Origin of the sequence: Pengzhenrongella sp. (assembly GCF_036565025.1) — a bacterium.
Lineage (GTDB): Bacteria > Actinomycetota > Actinomycetes > Actinomycetales > Cellulomonadaceae > Pengzhenrongella.
In genome coordinates this window covers 18345-35004 of the sequence record NZ_DATCNW010000302.1, presented here as the reverse complement: position 1 = coordinate 35004, position 16660 = coordinate 18345, and the positions used below count along the sequence as shown (strand labels likewise).

At 71.7% G+C, this 16660-nt stretch carries 19 protein-coding genes; 14 read left to right on the top strand and 5 right to left on the bottom strand.

The window, feature by feature from the left end:
• From VIM26_RS17600 to VIM26_RS17585, 4 genes are all read left to right on the top strand, one after another.
• Positions 1–2725, top strand: a 2725-nt coding sequence (locus tag VIM26_RS17600) for a DEAD/DEAH box helicase (protein ID WP_331953539.1), incomplete at its 5' end; no start/stop codon positions are given.
• On the top strand, positions 2722–3621 hold the full coding sequence (locus VIM26_RS17595; protein WP_331953537.1) for an SWIM zinc finger family protein: 900 nt from the start codon (positions 2722–2724) through the stop codon (positions 3619–3621). The genes VIM26_RS17600 and VIM26_RS17595, both read left to right, overlap by 4 nt.
• Positions 3622–3719: 98 nt before the next feature.
• Positions 3720–4517 (top strand): GAF and ANTAR domain-containing protein, encoded by a 798-nt coding sequence (locus tag VIM26_RS17590; RefSeq protein ID WP_331953535.1) that lies wholly within the window; start codon positions 3720–3722, stop codon positions 4515–4517.
• 117 nt (positions 4518–4634) lie between these two features.
• The gene (locus VIM26_RS17585) at positions 4635–5066 is read left to right on the top strand and encodes a hypothetical protein (RefSeq protein WP_331953533.1); all 432 of its coding nucleotides are present in this window, start codon (positions 4635–4637) and stop codon (positions 5064–5066) included.
• Here the strand turns inward: VIM26_RS17585 and VIM26_RS17580 are convergent.
• Both VIM26_RS17580 and VIM26_RS17575 read right to left on the bottom strand, forming a co-directional pair.
• Positions 5040–5402, bottom strand: coding sequence for a DUF2278 family protein (locus VIM26_RS17580; RefSeq protein ID WP_331953531.1), 363 nt, complete (start codon positions 5400–5402; stop codon positions 5040–5042). The two genes, VIM26_RS17585 and VIM26_RS17580, sit on opposite strands and share 27 nt — an antisense overlap.
• Before the next feature lie 79 nt (positions 5403–5481).
• On the bottom strand, positions 5482–8031 hold the full coding sequence (locus VIM26_RS17575) for a S8 family serine peptidase (RefSeq protein WP_331953529.1): 2550 nt from the start codon (positions 8029–8031) through the stop codon (positions 5482–5484).
• A gap of 206 nt (positions 8032–8237) precedes the next feature.
• Here VIM26_RS17575 and VIM26_RS17570 point away from each other — a divergent pair, with 206 nt between their 5' ends.
• The 6 genes from VIM26_RS17570 (at position 8238) to VIM26_RS17545 (ending at position 12557) form a co-directional block, all read left to right on the top strand.
• On the top strand, positions 8238–9194 hold the full coding sequence (locus VIM26_RS17570) for an ROK family protein (protein WP_331953527.1): 957 nt from the start codon (positions 8238–8240) through the stop codon (positions 9192–9194).
• An 83-nt stretch (positions 9195–9277) separates the two neighbouring features.
• Positions 9278–9559, top strand: coding sequence for an EAL domain-containing protein (locus VIM26_RS17565; protein ID WP_331953542.1), 282 nt, complete (start codon positions 9278–9280; stop codon positions 9557–9559).
• 116 nt (positions 9560–9675) lie between these two features.
• On the top strand, positions 9676–10707 hold the full coding sequence (locus VIM26_RS17560; protein WP_331953525.1) for an aldo/keto reductase: 1032 nt from the start codon (positions 9676–9678) through the stop codon (positions 10705–10707).
• Positions 10708–10839: 132 nt separating this feature from the next.
• Positions 10840–11160, top strand: a complete 321-nt coding sequence (locus VIM26_RS17555) for a metalloregulator ArsR/SmtB family transcription factor (RefSeq protein WP_331953523.1) — start codon at positions 10840–10842, stop codon at positions 11158–11160.
• Positions 11161–11174: 14 nt separating this feature from the next.
• The gene (locus VIM26_RS17550) at positions 11175–12164 is read left to right on the top strand and encodes a TIGR03086 family metal-binding protein (RefSeq protein ID WP_331953521.1); all 990 of its coding nucleotides are present in this window, start codon (positions 11175–11177) and stop codon (positions 12162–12164) included.
• A 69-nt stretch (positions 12165–12233) separates the two neighbouring features.
• The gene (locus VIM26_RS17545) at positions 12234–12557 is read left to right on the top strand and encodes a YciI family protein (protein ID WP_331953519.1); all 324 of its coding nucleotides are present in this window, start codon (positions 12234–12236) and stop codon (positions 12555–12557) included.
• Between the two features lie 46 nt (positions 12558–12603).
• Here VIM26_RS17545 and VIM26_RS17540 read toward each other — a convergent pair whose 3' ends face one another.
• Positions 12604–13614, bottom strand: a complete 1011-nt coding sequence (locus VIM26_RS17540; protein WP_331953517.1) for a DUF6454 family protein — start codon at positions 13612–13614, stop codon at positions 12604–12606.
• 196 nt (positions 13615–13810) lie between these two features.
• Positions 13811–14239, bottom strand: coding sequence for an SRPBCC family protein (locus VIM26_RS17535; protein ID WP_331953515.1), 429 nt, complete (start codon positions 14237–14239; stop codon positions 13811–13813).
• A 38-nt stretch (positions 14240–14277) separates the two neighbouring features.
• Here VIM26_RS17535 and VIM26_RS17530 point away from each other — a divergent pair, with 38 nt between their 5' ends.
• Positions 14278–14556, top strand: coding sequence for a Type 1 glutamine amidotransferase-like domain-containing protein (locus VIM26_RS17530; protein ID WP_331953513.1), 279 nt, complete (start codon positions 14278–14280; stop codon positions 14554–14556).
• Between the two features lie 119 nt (positions 14557–14675).
• Positions 14676–15164: a glutathione peroxidase gene (locus VIM26_RS17525; protein ID WP_414696513.1), complete on the top strand. Its 489-nt coding sequence runs from the start codon at positions 14676–14678 to the stop codon at positions 15162–15164.
• 189 nt (positions 15165–15353) lie between these two features.
• On the opposite strand, the gene VIM26_RS17520 is transcribed toward VIM26_RS17525, so the two are convergent.
• Complete coding sequence (locus VIM26_RS17520) at positions 15354–15524, bottom strand: hypothetical protein (protein WP_331953511.1); 171 nt, start codon at positions 15522–15524, stop codon at positions 15354–15356.
• A gap of 195 nt (positions 15525–15719) precedes the next feature.
• Between VIM26_RS17520 and VIM26_RS17515 the strand changes: the two genes are divergently transcribed.
• Both VIM26_RS17515 and VIM26_RS17510 read left to right on the top strand, forming a co-directional pair.
• On the top strand, positions 15720–16400 hold the full coding sequence (locus VIM26_RS17515; protein ID WP_331953509.1) for an IclR family transcriptional regulator: 681 nt from the start codon (positions 15720–15722) through the stop codon (positions 16398–16400).
• Positions 16397–16627, top strand: a complete 231-nt coding sequence (locus VIM26_RS17510) for an ATP-binding cassette domain-containing protein (RefSeq protein WP_414696512.1) — start codon at positions 16397–16399, stop codon at positions 16625–16627. Before VIM26_RS17515 ends, VIM26_RS17510 begins: the two co-directional genes overlap by 4 nt.
• Positions 16628–16660 lie beyond the last annotated feature (33 nt).

Below are 16660 nucleotides of genomic sequence, written 5' to 3'. Positions count from 1 at the left end.
CCCGCCGCTGGCGGGCACCGACCTGCGCCACCTGCGCGCCCTGGCGGCGTTCGCCGTCGACCTCGCCGGCCGCGGCAGGGTGCTGCCCACGGTCCGCGCCGCGGGGCCCGGTCGCGCGACGGCGACCTGGCGCCCCCTGGTCACCGGAGCCGACGCCGTCTGGCTGCGGTCCGCGGTGCAGGCGATGCCGGGATCCGCGACGTGCGAGGTCGACGCCGCCGGGGTCCGCCGGGCGGACCGGGTCGAGGCGGTCGCGACAGCCACCGACGCGCTCGTGGATGCGGCCGCCCGAGCGGCTCTCGAGCCCTCGCCACCACCCTCGCGCGACACGCCCGCCTGGCGGGCCGCCCTGCGGGGGCCCAACCGGGAGTTCGCCGCAACCGCGAAGGATGCGGCCGCGCTCGAGAGCGCCCTGCGCACGTGGCAGCGGGACGCGACCGGCACCGGTGCGGTCCGCGCGTGCTTCCGGCTCGTCGAACCGCCGGCCCACGACGACGGCACCGACACCAGCTCCAGCACCGGCACCAGCACCAGCACCAGCGCCGACGCCGGCTGGCGCCTCGAGTTCGCGCTGCAGGCCGCCGACGAACCCAGCCTGATCGTCGATGCCGACCGCGTCTGGGATTCCCCCACCGGCCTGCGGGCTCTCGCCCGGCACGTGCCCGACCCGCAGGAGACGCTGCTCGCCGAGCTCGGTCGCGCGGTCCGGCTGTACCCGGGGATCGAGCAGGCGCTGCGGACGGCGAAACCGTCCGCGCTGGCGCTGGACACGCGCGGCGCGCACGCCTTCCTCGGCCACGCGGCCCCGATGCTCGTCGCCTCGGGGTTCGGGGTCCTCCTGCCGGGCTGGTGGACGAACCCCGCGTCCCGGCTCGGTGCGCGGCTCCGGGTCTCCACCCCGAGCCAGCCGGGAGCGGCCGCGGCGCGGTCCGGGATCGGGCAGGCGGGCCTGGTCGAGTTCGAGTGGGACCTCGCCGTCGGGGAGCACACCCTGACCCGGGCGGAGGTCGACGACCTCGTCGACGCGCAGCTTCCCCTGGTCCGCCTGCGCGGACAGTGGCTCCAGGTCGACCCGGACCGGCTCGCGAAGGCCAGCGCGTTCCTGCAGCGCCACTCCGCGGAGACCGCCGCCACGATGACCGTCGCCGCGGTCCTGCAGTCGCTCGGTTCCGATGCCGACGGCCCGGGCGGGCTGCCCGTCGTCGGCGTGGACGCGGACGGCTGGCTCGGCGACCTGCTCGCGCCGCAGGCGGAGCGGAGCTTCGAACCAGTGCCCGCACCCGCGGGGTTCGTCGGGGACCTGCGGCCCTACCAGGCGCGCGGCCTGGCCTGGCTCTCGTTCCTGGAGTCGGTGGGGATGGGCGGGCTGCTCGCGGACGACATGGGGCTCGGCAAGACCATCCAGGTGCTCGCGCTGATCGCCGGCGACCCCTCCGACACCGCGCCCACGCTCCTGGTGTGCCCGATGTCGCTCGTCGGCAACTGGCAGCGCGAGGCCGCCAAGTTCACGCCCGCGCTGCGCGTGCACGTGCACCACGGCGCCGAGCGGGCGCGGGGCAAGGAGTTCGACGCCGTCGTCGCCGCGAGCGACCTCGTGGTCACGACCTACGCGCTGCTCGCGCGCGACGCGACGGCGCTGCGCGGCACGGCCTGGCACCGGCTCGTGCTCGACGAGGCGCAGGCCGTCAAGAACGCGGCCACCAAGGCCGCCGTCGCGGCCCGGTCCCTGCCGGTGCCGCGGCGCTTCGCGGTCACCGGGACCCCGGTGGAGAACCGGCTCGCCGACCTGTGGTCGCTCATGGAGTTCGCCAACCCCCACCTGCTGGGCACACCGAAGAAGTTCAAGGACCGCTTCGCCACCCCGATCGAGCGGCACGGGGACCCGGCGGCGAGCGGCCGGCTGCGCGCGCTCACCCAGCCATTCGTGCTGCGCCGGCTCAAGACCGACACGTCGATCATCACTGACCTGCCAGAGAAGCTCGAGATGGAGGTGGTCTGCTCGCTGACCGGCGAGCAGGCCGCGCTCTACCAGGGCGTGGTCGCCGACATGCTCGAGCGGATCGAGAACACGGACGGGATGGAACGCCGCGGGCTGGTGCTGGCGACCATGACCAAGCTCAAGCAGGTCTGCAACCACCCGGCCCAGTTCCTGCGGGACGGCAGCAGGCTGGCGGGCCGTTCGGGCAAGCTCGCCCGGCTCGACGAGACGCTCGAGGAGGTGCTGGCCGCCGGGGAGCGGGCGCTGATGTTCACCCAGTACGCCGAGTTCGGCACCATGCTGAGCACCCACCTGGCGTCGAGGTTCGGCCGCGAGGTGGCCTTCCTGCACGGCGGCGTGAGCAAGTCCGGCCGCGACGCGATGGTGGCCCGGTTCCAGGACGAGAAGGGCGGCGGCCCCGCGCTGTTCGTGCTCTCGCTCAAGGCGGGCGGCACCGGCCTGAACCTCACCGCGGCGAACCACGTCATCCATGTCGACCGCTGGTGGAACCCGGCGGTCGAGGACCAGGCGACCGACCGGGCGTTCCGGATCGGGCAGACCCGCGCGGTGCAGGTGCGCAAGTTCGTCTGCGCGGGAACCCTGGAGGAGAAGATCTCGGCGATGATCCGCGACAAGCGCGGGCTCGCGGCGAGCGTCGTCGGTACCGGTGAGGGCTGGCTGACCGAGCTGTCGACGGCCCAGCTGCGGGACCTGTTCACGCTCGAGGCCGAGGCGGTCGTCGAATGAGCCCCCAGTGGTCCGGCGGCTTCCCCCCGGCGTCGAAACCGATCCGCGTCGCCGGCGGCCTCGTCGCGCGGAGCACCCGCGGGGACATCGGCGAGCAGTGGTGGTCGCGCCGGTTCGTGCAGGTGCTGGAGTCCTTCGCTCTGGGCGGGCGGCTCACCCGGGGCAAGAACTACGCCCGGCGCGGCCAGGTGCTCTCCCTGGACGTCGTCGCCGGGAAGGTGTCCGCGACCGTGCAGGGTTCGCGGCGGGCGCCGTATCGCGTGACCATCGGCCTGGCCCCGTTCAGCGCGCTGGTCTGGGCGAGGGTCGAGGTGGAGCTCGCCTCGCAGGCGATCCACAGCGCGCGGCTGCTCGCCGGCGAGCTGCCCCCCGAGCTCGAGGACGTGTTCGTCGCGGCCGGCGCACCACTGTTCCCGACCAGCGCGGCGGACCTCACGATGGCGTGCTCCTGCCCCGACCAGGTGGTGCCGTGCAAGCACATCTCGGCCGCCATCTATCTGCTCGCCGAGAGCCTCGACGACGACCCGTTCCGGCTCCTGCACTGGCGCGGGCGAGACCGGGCGGCGCTGCTGAGCCGGCTGCGCGAGCTGCGCAACGACGCGCCTGCCTCGGCGGTCCCGGCGGTCTCCGCGACTCCGGCGGCCGCTGACCAGGCGGACCCCCGGCGCGACGTCGGCGCCGCGACGGCGCTCGCGGACCTCGCCGGGACCGACCGCCCCACCGACCCCGCCGGGTTCTGGACCGCTCGCCCGCTCCCCCCGCTGCCGTCCCACCCCGAGCTGCCGCGGGACCTCGTGCTTCGCCAGCTGCCCGTGCCGGCCGCGGAGCTCGGCGGGGCCGCGCTGGTCAATGACCTGCGCGCGCTCTACCTGCGCCTCGCGAGTTCGCAGGAGTAGCCCGAATGTGCGTCTCTTTGCCGATCGTTGACCCCGGGTGAGATAATTTCGGCGTCGGAGGTCATCCGAGCGTGCCACATCGCGACGCGCCGTTTCCGGTGGACGCTGAACGCGGGCTCATCCCCTGGGAACGCCGGCGTTTCGTGCCCGATTACGACCCGACCACAGCGGCCAACGGGCCCCCGCGCCAATCGTCCAACGAGCTCCAGGATCTGGTCCTCGCGACCGAGGACGTCGAAGAGTTCCTGCACCAGCTCATCGGCATGGCCGTGTCCACCATCGGCGGTGAGATCTCGGCCGGCGTCACGGTCGCCCGCAACGGGCACCCGGCGACGGTCACCAGCAGCGACGCCGCCGCCGCGCGGTTCGACGAGGTCCAGTACGGCCACGACGAGGGCCCGTGCCTGACGGCGATGCGCGCCGGGAAGATCGTGCTGATCGACGACCTCGCGACCGACGAGCGGTTCGGCTCATACCGCCCGCACGCCCTTGCTCTCGGCGTGCGGTCCTCCCTCTCCCTGCCGTTGGACGGCGGGGCCAACGCCGTGGGCGCGCTGAACCTGTACTCCCGGCGCACGCACGCCTTCGGCCCGGCCGAGCAGGCCGAGGCGCGGCGCTTCGCCGACGAGGCGTCGCGCGCCCTGACCCTCGCAGTGCGGTTCGCCCACCATATCGAGATCACCGATCAGCTGAAGAACGCCCTCACGTCCCGCGCGGCGATCGACCAGACGATCGGGATCATCATGGGCCAGAACAGGTGTGACGCCGACACGGCGTTCGCCCTCCTGCGAACCGCGTCCCAGAACCGCAACGTCAAGCTGCGCGTCGTCGCGCACGAGATCATCGCCGCGGTCAGCAACGGCCCGCCCAGCCCGGTTCACCCCATCGTCATCTGACCCTGGGCCCAAGGTCCCTGGACTATCCCCGCGAGAAGCGAAAACGTGAAGTCGCTGCTCGTCACGCGCTGCCCACCGATGTGTCGCGCGAGAGGGGCGCAGACGAGGGGGACTCGCGTGACGTTGCTCGGGGAACAGCGCTCGGTGCGGGCGGGCGGAACGCCGCACCCGCGCTTGCCTCTTGCCGCGAACCGGCGCGACCTCACCGCGCGCGGACGGCACTTCGCCGACCTGGCGGACCTGATCGTGTCCAAGGAACGCGAGCTCCGGCGGCGAACCTGGGAGATCCCCGAGCCTGACGCGCAGCTGCGGCTCCGCGCCGCGCAGGACGAAGCACGCCGACGGGCGCAGTTCGCCGAGAGTGCGCGCCTGGCCGGCCTGCGTCGCAAGCGGCGCGAAGACCTCGGTCCGCGCGCGACCGGCCCTGGGGTCGAGGCCACCGCGCGAGCCACCGCCTCTCCTGGCCGCGGAATCCCGGTCCAGGCCCAGTGCGCGGGCGGTCAGAACAGGATCGTCCACCCCTCACGCCGGGCCTGGTCCTCGGTGTAGGACACGCCGTCGACCTTCAGCTCGTTCCGGTCGAGCAGGGTGATCGCCCCACCCCGGTTGCGCCGCGACGATGCGCACGCTCGCGTCGCCCGGCGCCGGGCGCGGCGGGCTGCCGCCGAGCGCGTGCCCGGTGACGTCGTCGGTGTGCCACGCCTGGCTCTGGAAGGCGAGGAAGATCGCCACCCACCGCTGCTCGGTGACCAGGTGCAGCAGCAGGCCGCCGTCCTGCCACACGCCGTCGTCACGCCCGAACGACCCGCCGTTGCCCTGGTTCATGTGCACGTCGTGCACGCCGTTGCCCGGCAGGAAGCCGAACACCTTGTCGGGCGTGGCCACCTCGGGCCCGGGCGGGAGCGGCGTGATGCTGGGTACCGGCGTCGTCCACGATCTCGATCTGGTACTGCGGCGTGGCGTGCTACTCGGTGTTCACCCCGGCCGCGAGCTGGTCGATCCAGCCACCCAGCCCGTTCCAGCCGCTCCACCCGCCACCCGCCGAGACCTGCCAGAGGTGGTAGAGCGCGTGGTCGCTGCCGACGACGTGCACCTCGAGCCGACCGTCGGCGTTCCGGGACACCGTGGGCCGCTCGACCCAGCCGCCGAGCCCGCCCCAGCCGCTCCAGCCACCGCCCGCGGTCAGCTGCCAGATGTGGAAGAGCGCGTGATCGGACCCGACGACGAACACCTCGAGCCGCCCGTCCGCGTTCCGCGCGACCGCCGGGCTGTCGATCCAGCCGCCGAGACCGGCCCAGGCGCTCCACCCACCACCGGGCGAGACCTGCCAGAGGTGGTACAGCCCGGAGTCGCGACCGCGGGCGAACACCTCGAGGCGGCCGTCCCGGTTCTGGCCGACGGCGAGCCGGTCGATCCAGCCACCCAGTCCGCGCCACCCGCTCCAGCCGCCACCCGCGGACACCTGCCAGTTGTGGTAGAGCGCGTGGTCGCTGCCGATCACGAAGACCTCGAGCCGCCCGTCCGCGTTGCGCGCGACCACTGGGTTGTCGATCCAGCCGCTCAGGCCGGCCCAGCCGCTCCAGCCGCCACCGGCCGTGAGCTGCCAGATGTGGTAAAGCGCGAGGTCCCGTCCTCGGGCGAAGACCTCGAGCCGCCCGTCCGCGTTCTGGCCGACCGAGACCTGGTCGATCCAGCCGCCGAGACCGGCCCAGCCGCTCCAGCCGCCACCCGCCGCCGTCTGCCACGTGTGGTAGAGCGCGTGGTCACTGCCCACGACGAAGACCTCGAGCCGACCGTCCGCGTTCTGGCCGATCACCGGGCTGTCGATCCAGCCACTCAGGCCGGCCCAGGTGCTCCAGCCTGCTCCGGGCGCCGTCTGCCAGAGGTGGTACAGCGAGGCATCCCGCCCCCGGGCGAACACCTCGAGCCGGCCCATGGCGAGTGCACGACGCGCGTTGATGCGGCCGTACCCCATCTCGTTGTTGCGGCTGCCGCTGGGGAACCCCGGCTGCGGGCCGTAGGGCACGGTCCCGACCTTGTCGGCCGAGCGCTCGAGCTGTTGACGGACCTCGTCGTTCGACAGCGCGGGGTTGCGGGACTTGATCAACGCCGCGACCCCGGCGACGTGCGGCGTCGCGGACGACGTCCCGTTGAAGTTGGCGACGTAGTCCCCGCCGGTGCCGGGCGTCGAGTTGTACCCGGCGGTCCCCTGCCGGTCGGTCGTCTCGATGAGCACGCCGGGCGCGACGACGGTGACGCCGGGAGCGAAGTTCGCGCCCCACCAGGTCTCGCCGTCCGGGCTCGTCGGGGACTTGCGGTTGTCCACCTGGTCCGACGCACCGCACGCGATCACCAGCGGGTTGCGCGCGGGGTACCGGTTGAACGTGTTGAGGTTCTCGTTCCCGGTCGCCGCGCACAGCACGACCCCCTTGGAGTGGGCGTACGCGATCGCCGGGTCGATGATCGAGAAGTCCCAGCCGACGGGCCCGATCCCCTCGTTCGGGCCGTAGACGCCGAAGCTCATGCTGATGACCGCCGCACCGTGGTCGGCCGCATACCGGATTCCCGCCGCGCACTCGAGGTCGGTCCAGTTCGCGAACGCCAGCGGCAGGATCGGGCAGCCGCCGGCCACGCCCGCGACCCCCGTGCCGTTGTTCACCAGCGCCGCGGCGATGCCGCCGCACGCGGTGCCGTGGTTGCCGGTGGGCCGGCCGTCGGGGAGCATCGTGCCGAGGTTCAGGCCGGGGTCGGCGAACCGCAGGTCCGGGTGGGTAAGGTCGACGCCCTCGTCCAGGACGCACACCACCGTGCCCGCGTCGCCGGTCGTGATGTCCCAGGCGTCGGGGGCCTTGATCTTCTGGACCCCCCACTGCTGACCGAACAGCGGGTCGTTCGGGGCCGACGTCGTCGGGACGAGCATCGGGGCAGTCTCCAGCCGCACGTCCGCGACGAGGTCCTTCTGCCCGAGCAGCGCGTCCCGCAGCTCATACGCGTTGTGCTCCTTCGGCGCCGCGACGTGGAAGTACTTGTACGGCGTGAGGTACCGGCTACGCGCGGCGTCCTCCTCGAGCCCCAGCTCACCGAGCCGCTGGTCGAGGTCCGCGGGCGCCTTCTCGGCGGCCCGGACGAGCAGGGCGTCGGGCAGCGGGCAGACGAGACCCTCGTTGCCCTCGATCCCGGGGAACCGGTACACGGGCCCGAGCCACTCGAGCCGGTCCCCGAGCGTTGCCTCGATGTTCGCCCTGGCGGCCGGCAGCCCGCCGGCGTGCTGCACGCGCACCCAGCGCAGCAGTTCGGAGTCGTTGACGCGGCTCATCGGACGGCCGCCCGCGGCGCCTGCGGTCACGGCAGCGCCGGGGCCAGCGGCGACCGGGACGAGCCCCGCCGACGCCAGCAGGTCCCGCGCGTCGGCGACGACCGCCGCACCAGGACGCAGGGACGCCACGGCGATGCCAGGCTCGAGGGTGAGCGTCGCGCCGCTCCCGTGCTGGATCTGTTCTGGATAGGCAGGCATTCCATCACTCCCAATTGATGAGGACCGTTCGTGAGCCGGGCCCCTACGCAACCCGGGGCCGGGCGCCTCGACGTCACGGGCACCCGAAACCAAGCCTGCGAGCCGCCCGTTACTCCTGCGTTATCAGCGAACGCCGCGCGCGCGACGGACTGAGCCGCGTCGAGATCGCCGGGCAGACGGGTCTGAGCGCCCAGACCGTCTCCAACGTGACCCGCCGCCTGCTCGACGACGCCATCATCCGGGACGCCGGCCAGCAGATCCTCGGCGTCGGCAAACCACGCACGATCCTGCAGCTCGTCGCCTCGAGCCGGTACGCCGTCGGGGTGCACATCGACCCGGCCGTGGTCACCTACGTCGTGCTCGACCTCGGCGGGCGGATCGTCGCGCACGCCTCGACCCAGCGTCCGCGCGACGTCATCGTGGGGCTGAGCGACGGCGTCGAGGCGATCATCGTGAGCTCGGGGGTCGACCGCGCCCGCCTGCTCGGGGTGGGCATCGCCTCGCCCGGCCCGGTCGACCTGGAGCGGGGCATCGTGCTCGACCCGCCCCTGCTCGAGGGCTGGCACGGCGTCGCGCTCCGCGACGGTCTCGCGGCGGCGACCGGGCTGCCGGTCCTGCTCGAGAAGGACGTGACCGCCGCCGCGGTGGCCGAGCCCTGGATGAGCGAGGCGCACGAGCGGGACAACTTCGTCTTCTTCTACTACGGCACCGGGGTCGGGGTCGGCCTGGCGATGGGGCACGAGGTGGTCCGCGGGTCGACCAGCAACGCCGGCGACGCCGGGCACATCATGGTCGACGCCGACGGGCCGGTCTGCGGCTGCGGTCGCCGGGGCTGTGTCGGCGCCGCCATCATGACGCGCTCGCTGGTCACGCTCGCGATCGAGCGCGGAGTGCTGGACGCGCCCGACGGGATGCTGCCCGACGACGACCTCGACCCCGGAGTCGTCGACGAGTACTTCACCAGGCTCGCCGCGCTCGCCGACGCCGGGCACGAAGCGGCGTCGGGCATCCTGACCGAGATGGCGCGACGCGTGGCGGCCGCCGTCGTGACGATCGTGAGCCTGCTCGACCTGGACGCCGTGGTGCTCGGCGGCCCGCACTTCGAACGCGTCTCGGGCCCGCTGCTGCGGGACCTGCCGGAGCTGATCAACTCCTCCGGCTGATCGCCGTCGGGCGACGCTGGGTTCGAAACCGTTCCAAAGCGTCATCTTTCGCCGCTGAAGGTCGATAGAGACAGGGGTGAGGCCTGTCCAGGCCTCGCGGGAGCCTGTTCGGGAGCGACGGTGGGCACGAGCGCTGGGAACCTGTCGGGGCCGAGGCTCCGGTCGGGCTCGGGCACAACCTCGGCCTGTCCGTCGTCGCCGAGGGGGTCGAGGACGAGCTGACGCTCAGCACCCTGCGGGCCGTCGGTGTGGACGTCGCGCAGGGCTATCTGCTCGGCCGCCCGATGCCCGAGAGCCTGCTGGATCTGTGTATCGGGAGCCGCACCGGTGCGCCGGCGCTGGGCACCGGGACTGCCACGCCCTGAGCAGTCGTCGTCATCGCGGCCGGCCTGGTGATACTGCTTGGTGTCCTGTGCGGCAGGAGACCGCCGTCACAGTTCTCCACGAGACCCGCGAAAACCTCTCGAAGGGCATTCTCACCATGCGCTACCGCACACTCGGAAACTCCGGTGCAGTCGTCTCGACCTACGCGCTGGGCACCATGACGTTCGGTTCGGAGGCAGACGAGGCGACGTCGCACGACCTGCTCGACACCTACCTCGCCGCCGGCGGCAACTTCGTCGACACGGCCGACGTGTACAGCGGCGGCGCGTCGGAGGAGATCATCGGGACCTGGCTCGCGGCGCACCCGACGCAGGCCCAGCAGGTGGTCCTGGCGACCAAGGCGCGCTTCTCGAAGGGTCCCGGTCCCAACGACCTCGGCACGTCCAGGCGGCACCTCATCCGGGCCCTGGACGCGTCGCTGCGGCGCCTCGGCGTCGAGCACATCGACCTGTACCAGCTGCACGCGTGGGACGCGGTGACCCCGCTGGAGGAGACGCTGCGGTTTCTCGACGACGCTGTGAGCAGCGGAAAGATCGGCTACTACGGGTTCTCGAACTTCCTCGGCTGGCAGCTGACGAAGGCCGTGCACCTGGCACGCGCGCACGGCTTCACTCCCCCGGTGACGCTCCAGCCGCAGTACAACCTGCTGGTGCGGGAGATCGAGTCCGAGGTGGTGCCGGCCGCGCTGGACGCCGGGATGGGCCTGCTGCCGTGGTCGCCGCTCGCGGGCGGCTGGCTCACCGGCAAGTACCGGCGCGACGCCGACCCGACCGGCGCGACGCGCCTCGGCGAAGACCCGGAGCGCGGCATGGAGGCGTGGCAGCCCCGCAACGCGCTCGAGCGGACGTGGCAGATCCTGGGAGTTGTCCAGGACGTGGCGCGCGAGGTCGGGGCCAACCCGGCTCGGGTCGCGCTCGCCTGGCTCGAGGCGCAGCCCGCCGTCACCTCGGTCATCCTCGGCGCGCGCACCACCGACCAGCTGACCGACAACCTCGGCGCGGTGGCCGTCGAGCTCTCCGCCGAGCAGCTCGCGCGCCTGACCGCGGTGAGCGCCCCGGTGGTCTCCGACTACCCCTACGGACAGGCCGCCGTCGACCAGCGCCACCGCGCGATCGACGTCACCGCCTGAGCCGAGCCGCACGCACCAACAGACCCGTAACGTCCGAGCGTTGACGTCCTATAGGACGTCGACGCTCGGACGTTACGGGTTTTCGGGGCGCACCTCTTGCGGGATGCGTTAGCCACCGCTAACGTATTTGCAATGCCCGATGTTCTGTCAGCCGCAGCGGAGCCGACCCGGCGACGCATCCTGCAGCTGCTGGCGTCGGGGCCGCGCACGGTGAACGACCTGGCCGCCAGCTTCCCGGTGACCCGGTCGGCGATCTCGCAGCATCTCGGCGTGCTCGCCGAGGTGGGTCTGGTGGTCAACCGGAAGGAGGGTAGGCAGCGCATCTACAGCGTCGGTCCGATCGGGATGGCGCAGCTGCGCACGGAGATGGACCGGTTCTGGACCACCGAGCTCGACCTTCTCCTCACCGACGCGACCGCACTGCGCGACCCGCCCGCCTCAACTGATCCGTGAAGGAGCACCACCCGATGGCTGCTGAGAAGAGCGTCCTGCTCCCCGTCTCGGCCGATGAGGCGTTCGCGCTGCTCACCGAGCCCGACCGGCTGCGGCGTTGGAAGACCATCTCGGCCCGGGTGGACCTGCGCGCGGGCGGCGCCTATCGCTGGACCATCGTGCCGGGACACGCCGCGGCCGGCACGTTCCGGGAGATCGAGCCCGGGCGCCGGATCGTGTTCGGATGGGGCTGGGAGGGTTCACCCGACCTGGCTCCGGACGCCTCGACGGTCACGGTCACGCTGGAGCCCGTCGAGGGCGGGACCCTCGTCCGGCTGGTGCACGAGGGCCTGACGCCCGAGCAGGAGGCGAGTCACCTCGCCGGCTGGACCCACTTCTTCGCCCGGCTCGAGCGTGCGGCGACCGCGGGTGACGCGGGGCCGGACGAGTGGGCCGCCTCGCCACCGGACCTCGACCCGCTCGTGTCGGCCGACGCGACACTCGCCGTCTGCCAGCACGTGCTTCGCGGCATCTCCCCCGACGACCTCGCCCGCCCGACGCCGTGCGAGGACCTCACCGTCGCCGAGCTCGCCGACCACCTGATCGGCTCCCTGGCCGACCTCGGGCGGTCCGCCGGCGGGACGGTGCGGCCGGCCGCCGTCGGCAGTGTCGAGTCGCGGGTGGCCGTCGTCGGCCAGCAGGCGATCGAGGCGTGGGTGTCGCGCGGACTGGCCGGCGCGGTCCGGCTCCCCTCCGGCGGCGAGGCGCCGGCCGCCGTCGTCGTCGGCGCCCTGTCCACCGAGCTCCTCGTGCACGCCTGGGACTTCGCGGCCGCTCTCGGCCGGCAGGTCCCGGTGTCCGACGACGTGACCGGGTACGTCCTCGAGCTCGCCCAGCGGGCAGTGGCGCAGTCAGCGACCCAACACGTGAAGGAAGGAGGCTCAGCTGCCGACGCGCGAGCGGTCGGCCCCGACGCTCGCACCCTCGAGCGCCTCATCGAGTTCTCAGGTCGCACCGCGGCCTGACCGGTGCCCACGAGTCGGCGACGACGTCGAGCACCGAAGAAGATCGCACCACCGAAGAAGGAGCACGACATGACCAACTACATCCTGCTCTACCGGGGTCCGGCCACCTCGACCGAGGACCTCACTGCCGAGCAGCGCGAACAGGGGAACCAGGCCTGGCTGGGCTGGGCGAGCAAGGTCGGCCCGGCACTGGTCGAGTTCGGCACCCCCTTCGGGGCCCGGGCCGGCGTGCAGGGCGACGGCTCGACCACCAACGCCAGCGACCTCAACGGCTACAGCATCGTGGAGGCCGCCGACCTCGACGGGGCCAAGGCGCTGTGCGACGGGCACCCGTTCCTGCGCGACGGAACCGGCAAGTTCGCGGTGGAGGTCTACGAGCTCACCCCCATGTAGGTGAGCGAACTCGATCGCCATCGGGCAGGCACCGGGCTAGCTCTTGCTAGCTGGTGGTCGGGCTGACGGTCGCCTGGTAGGTCAGGATCTCGGTCCCGTTGCCCTCGTCACCGTTGTCCGGCGCGGCATACATCGTGAGGGTGTCGCCGCTCGCAGAGATCTTGAGCGGGTTGCGCGTGGCGACGTGCCCCGCGGTGGACCACTGCTGGAAGGGCACCTCGCGCTCGACGGCGTGGCTGGTCAGGTCCATCAGGGCCAGGCCACCGAGCTCGTACGTTGCGGCGGTTCCCCCGGCGACCGGAGTCTGGGGCAGGTTGGTGACGCCACCGCAGATCATCTTGCCCTCGGGGACGTACTGGCAGTCCTGGTAGTCCACGAAGTAGTTCGGGTTGGCCCACGTGCTCAGCTGCGTGCCGGCCAGGTTCCATTCGGCGAACCGCCGCGATCCCCAGGTGTTGCCGACGAGGTGGCCGGTCGCCTTGTCGAGAACGACCCCGCCGAAGTGGTCCTTGACCTCGAACTGCTTGTGCACCTGCAGGCTGGACGCATCGACCCGATAGATGATCGCGCTGCTGTTCGGGCGGTACTGGGCGACGGGCACCCAGACGTTCTTGCCATCGAAGTCGATGCCGCCGGGGTGGTACATGTCGCCTTCGCCCAGGACGATGTCCTTCTCGAGGTGACCGGCGCGGTCCATGACGAACAGGTGGCCGATGCCCTTGCCCGGGGTGCGGTCGAAGCCGCCCTGCGGCTGCGGGTACTTGACCGTAGGTTCGATGATCTGGACCGCGGACAGGAATACCCGATCTCCGGCGAACGCGATGCCCTCGGTGTGGAACGTCGGGAAGTTCAGCTTCAGCTTGCCGGTGAGCTGCCAGGCCGTGTTGCGGTCCAGCGCCCCGAAGTCGGCGGCCAGGGCGCCGTCGGTCCCGTGCGGGGAGGCCATGCCGGCAGCCTGCTGCGTGGCGGGGCCGGCCGAGTGTGCCAGCGACGCTCCTGCGAAGGTCACCAGAACGGTCAGGGCGGCGGTGAGGATGCGCTTGGTGCTCCGGTTCATCGGTCCCTTTTTCACGGTGGGGTTGCAAAGTCCCGGCGAACCTAGCCACCCGTCATGAACGGCCGGAGACCTCCGTGTGTCGCCCGTTTGAACGCAGCGCCACGGCCGGGCCTGAGGCCTCGGCCTGCCGGCGCGTGGTCAGGGTTCGATCTCGGTTCGTCGTATCCCCGCAATGACCAGGAGGGTCAGCCGTTCTTCAGGCACCTTGGGCCGCCGCCCGCACGGCCCCGACCAGCTGGTTCCACATCCCGGTGGAGTGGGATGCCGCCTCTTCGGTGTCGTTGTTGTCCTGGGTCAGGGTCAGCAGCGTGCCGGTCGGGATCTCCTCGAGCGTGAAGGTGAGCGTGTGATAGCTCTCCGGGACGTCGGGCGCGCCGCTGAGCGGGCTGTAGTGCGTGTACCGGAGCAGGTGCGGCTCGTCGACGGTGTCGATGATGCCCTTGTCCTCGTACGACTTTCCCTGCCACTGACCGCGGAACAGGATCGGGCTGCCGGGTCGCCAGTCGGTCACGACCTCCGAGCCGAACATGTATTCGCGGACCTGCTCGGGATCCACGAGGGTCGCCCACACCTTCTCGGGTGTCGCAGCGATGTCAACGGTCGCAGTTGCCAGATATCCAGTCATCGACGCAGGCTATCGCTGACCTCCCACGAAAGAGACCAATGAACCGGCTGCTGCTCTCGAACTCCACCGCGCCCGGCCTGGGGCCCCTCGACCACGCGCTCGACGCCGTCGCCGAGCTGCTCGGCGACCGGCGGGAGATCGTGTTCGTCCCGTACACGCTGGCCGATCACGACGCGTACACCACCGGGGTCGCCGCGGCGCTCGAACCGCTCGGCGTGGTCGTCGTCGGCGCGCACGACGGCGATCCGGCCGCGCGGCTGAGCGACTGTTTCGGCGGGCGCTGGAGCCCGTCGAGCTCGCGAGGGGAACGGACCTGAGCGAGCTGTTGTCGGGCTGAGGACGCCCGATACGGGCTCGGTCGACGACTGCGGCGTCGTCGGGGTCGATGTCGAGGAGGGACGGACTATTCGCGCGGTCCTCGGTGTTCGAACTGTTCGTGCCCCTCAACGAGATTCCCCTGACCACCATCGATGGCAAGACGACCTCGCTCGCGCAGTACGCGGACAAGGTCAAGCTGATCGTGAACGTCGCCTCGCGGTGCGGTCTGACGCCGCAGTACACGAAGCTCGAGGAGCTGCAGAAGACCTACGGCGACCGCGGGTTCACGGTGCTGGGCTTCCCGAGCAACCAGTTCCTGCAGGAGCTCGGCAGCTCCGAGGCGATCGAGGAGTTCTGCTCGACGACCTACGGCGTGACGTTCCCGATGTTCGAGAAGATCAAGGTGAACGGCCGCTCGCAGCACGCGCTGTACGCCGAGCTGACCCAGACCGAGGACGCCGAGGGCAAGGCCGGCAAGGTCAAGTGGAACTTCGAGAAGTTCGTGGTCACGCCCACCGGCGAGGTGCACCGGTTCCGCCCGACGACGGAGCCCGACGCACCGGAGATCGTCGAGCTGATCGAGGCGTCGCTGCCGCCGGTCGACTGAGCTCTGACCGGCGACTTCGCTCCGTGGGACGGCCGCAGACGAATCATGGCCGTGCTCCCGCGAACCACGACTCAGACCGGCCGCTCGCCCGCCGCTGAGCTCGCGTCCCGAGGCGGGTCGGGTTTCGGAAGGTTTTGCTCGCGCCGCGAGCCATTCCCTCCCAAACCTGCCCGCACTCGCGTGACGAACTCAAGCTCTGCGGGCCGACGCAGTCCCGCCCAAGAGGTCACCCGCCATCTCGAGGTCGGCGCGCAGGTCCCGGTCGCCGTCGTCGTCGGGCAGCACCGAGGCGAGGTCCATCGCGTCGGCCAGCACACCGCTCACGCCGGCCCCAAACCCGCGGCTGCGCAGCAGGCGCATCGCCCCGACCTCCGACCGTCACGGTCCTGCGCGGACCGTCATGTCGCGACGACTGTACGACAGCCGATCGTCTCACCATGCGTACAACTCCTTGCCATCTGGTGGAAATGGGATTCTACTGAATGGCAACAGCGGACGTCCTCCCCCGAAACATGAGCGCCGTCGCTTTTGGGTCAACCGAGGAGAGGAACGTCGATGGGCGAGTCGTCCACCCGCACCGTTGAACGAGCACTCGCGCTGCTCGCCGTGATCTGCGATCGGGGCAGCGCGAGCCTCTCGGAGAGCTCCCGTGCCGCCGAGCTCGCGCCGAGCACCGCGCTGCGGCTGCTCCGCACCCTGGAGACGAGCGGCTTCGTGCGCCGGGACGACGACGGCGCCTACCGCCCCGGCAGCCGCACCATCCAGCTCGGCGCCCAGGCGCTGAGCAACGAGTCGCTGGTCGGGCTGTGCCACCCGGCGATGGAAGAGCTCGTGGAGGAGACCGGCGAGTCGGTCTACCTCAGCATCGAGGGGCACCGCGGCACGGCGCTGTACATCAGCATCGTCGAGGGCACCCACTCCGTGCGGCACGCCAGCTGGGTCGGCCGCACCATCCCGCTCGAACGGTCCGCGGTCGGGCAGGTGTTCCTCGGACACACCCCGGCCGCGGGCTACGTCGTCGTCGAACGAGGCATCGAGCCGGACGTGACCGCGATCGGGGCTCCGGTGCGCTCGGCCACCCGGGTGGTGGCCGCCATGAGCCTGGTGATTCCGAGCTACCGGCTGGACGAAGCCGGCGCGGCCCGTCACGGTCGCGCACTCGCCGCGGCCGCGCTCGGCGTCTCCGCCGGGCTCGGCAAGACCCCCTCATCAACCGAACGGGAAGGAACCACATGATCACCTTCGAAAAGGTCTCCAAGGTCTATCCCGACGGGACCCTCGCCGTGAACGAGCTCACGCTCGAGGCCCCGAACGGCCAGCTCACGGTCCTGGTCGGCCCCTCGGGCTGCGGCAAGACCACGTCGATGCGCATGATCAACCGGCAAATCGACCCCTCCTCGGGCCGGATCGGCCTGGACCTGCGCCGCCGGACCTGTTCGCCGCGGAGAACGTCGCGCCGGTGATCACCGGCGCCAGGTCGAGCGACCTCATCGTCA

Coding starts and splice junctions, on each gene's coding strand:
- VIM26_RS17595 (WP_331953537.1), top strand. CDS start 2,722: ATGAGCCCCCAGTGGTCCGGCGGCTTCCCCCCGGCGTCGAAACCGATC.
- VIM26_RS17575 (WP_331953529.1), bottom strand. CDS start 8,031: ATGCCTGCCTATCCAGAACAGATCCAGCACGGGAGCGGCGCGACGCTC.
- VIM26_RS17560 (WP_331953525.1), top strand. CDS start 9,676: ATGCGCTACCGCACACTCGGAAACTCCGGTGCAGTCGTCTCGACCTAC.
- VIM26_RS17555 (WP_331953523.1), top strand. CDS start 10,840: ATGCCCGATGTTCTGTCAGCCGCAGCGGAGCCGACCCGGCGACGCATC.
- VIM26_RS17550 (WP_331953521.1), top strand. CDS start 11,175: ATGGCTGCTGAGAAGAGCGTCCTGCTCCCCGTCTCGGCCGATGAGGCG.
- VIM26_RS17545 (WP_331953519.1), top strand. CDS start 12,234: ATGACCAACTACATCCTGCTCTACCGGGGTCCGGCCACCTCGACCGAG.
- VIM26_RS17540 (WP_331953517.1), bottom strand. CDS start 13,614: ATGAACCGGAGCACCAAGCGCATCCTCACCGCCGCCCTGACCGTTCTG.
- VIM26_RS17535 (WP_331953515.1), bottom strand. CDS start 14,239: ATGACTGGATATCTGGCAACTGCGACCGTTGACATCGCTGCGACACCC.
- VIM26_RS17530 (WP_331953513.1), top strand. CDS start 14,278: ATGAACCGGCTGCTGCTCTCGAACTCCACCGCGCCCGGCCTGGGGCCC.
- VIM26_RS17520 (WP_331953511.1), bottom strand. CDS start 15,524: ATGCGCCTGCTGCGCAGCCGCGGGTTTGGGGCCGGCGTGAGCGGTGTG.
- VIM26_RS17515 (WP_331953509.1), top strand. CDS start 15,720: ATGGGCGAGTCGTCCACCCGCACCGTTGAACGAGCACTCGCGCTGCTC.
- VIM26_RS17510 (WP_414696512.1), top strand. CDS start 16,397: ATGATCACCTTCGAAAAGGTCTCCAAGGTCTATCCCGACGGGACCCTC.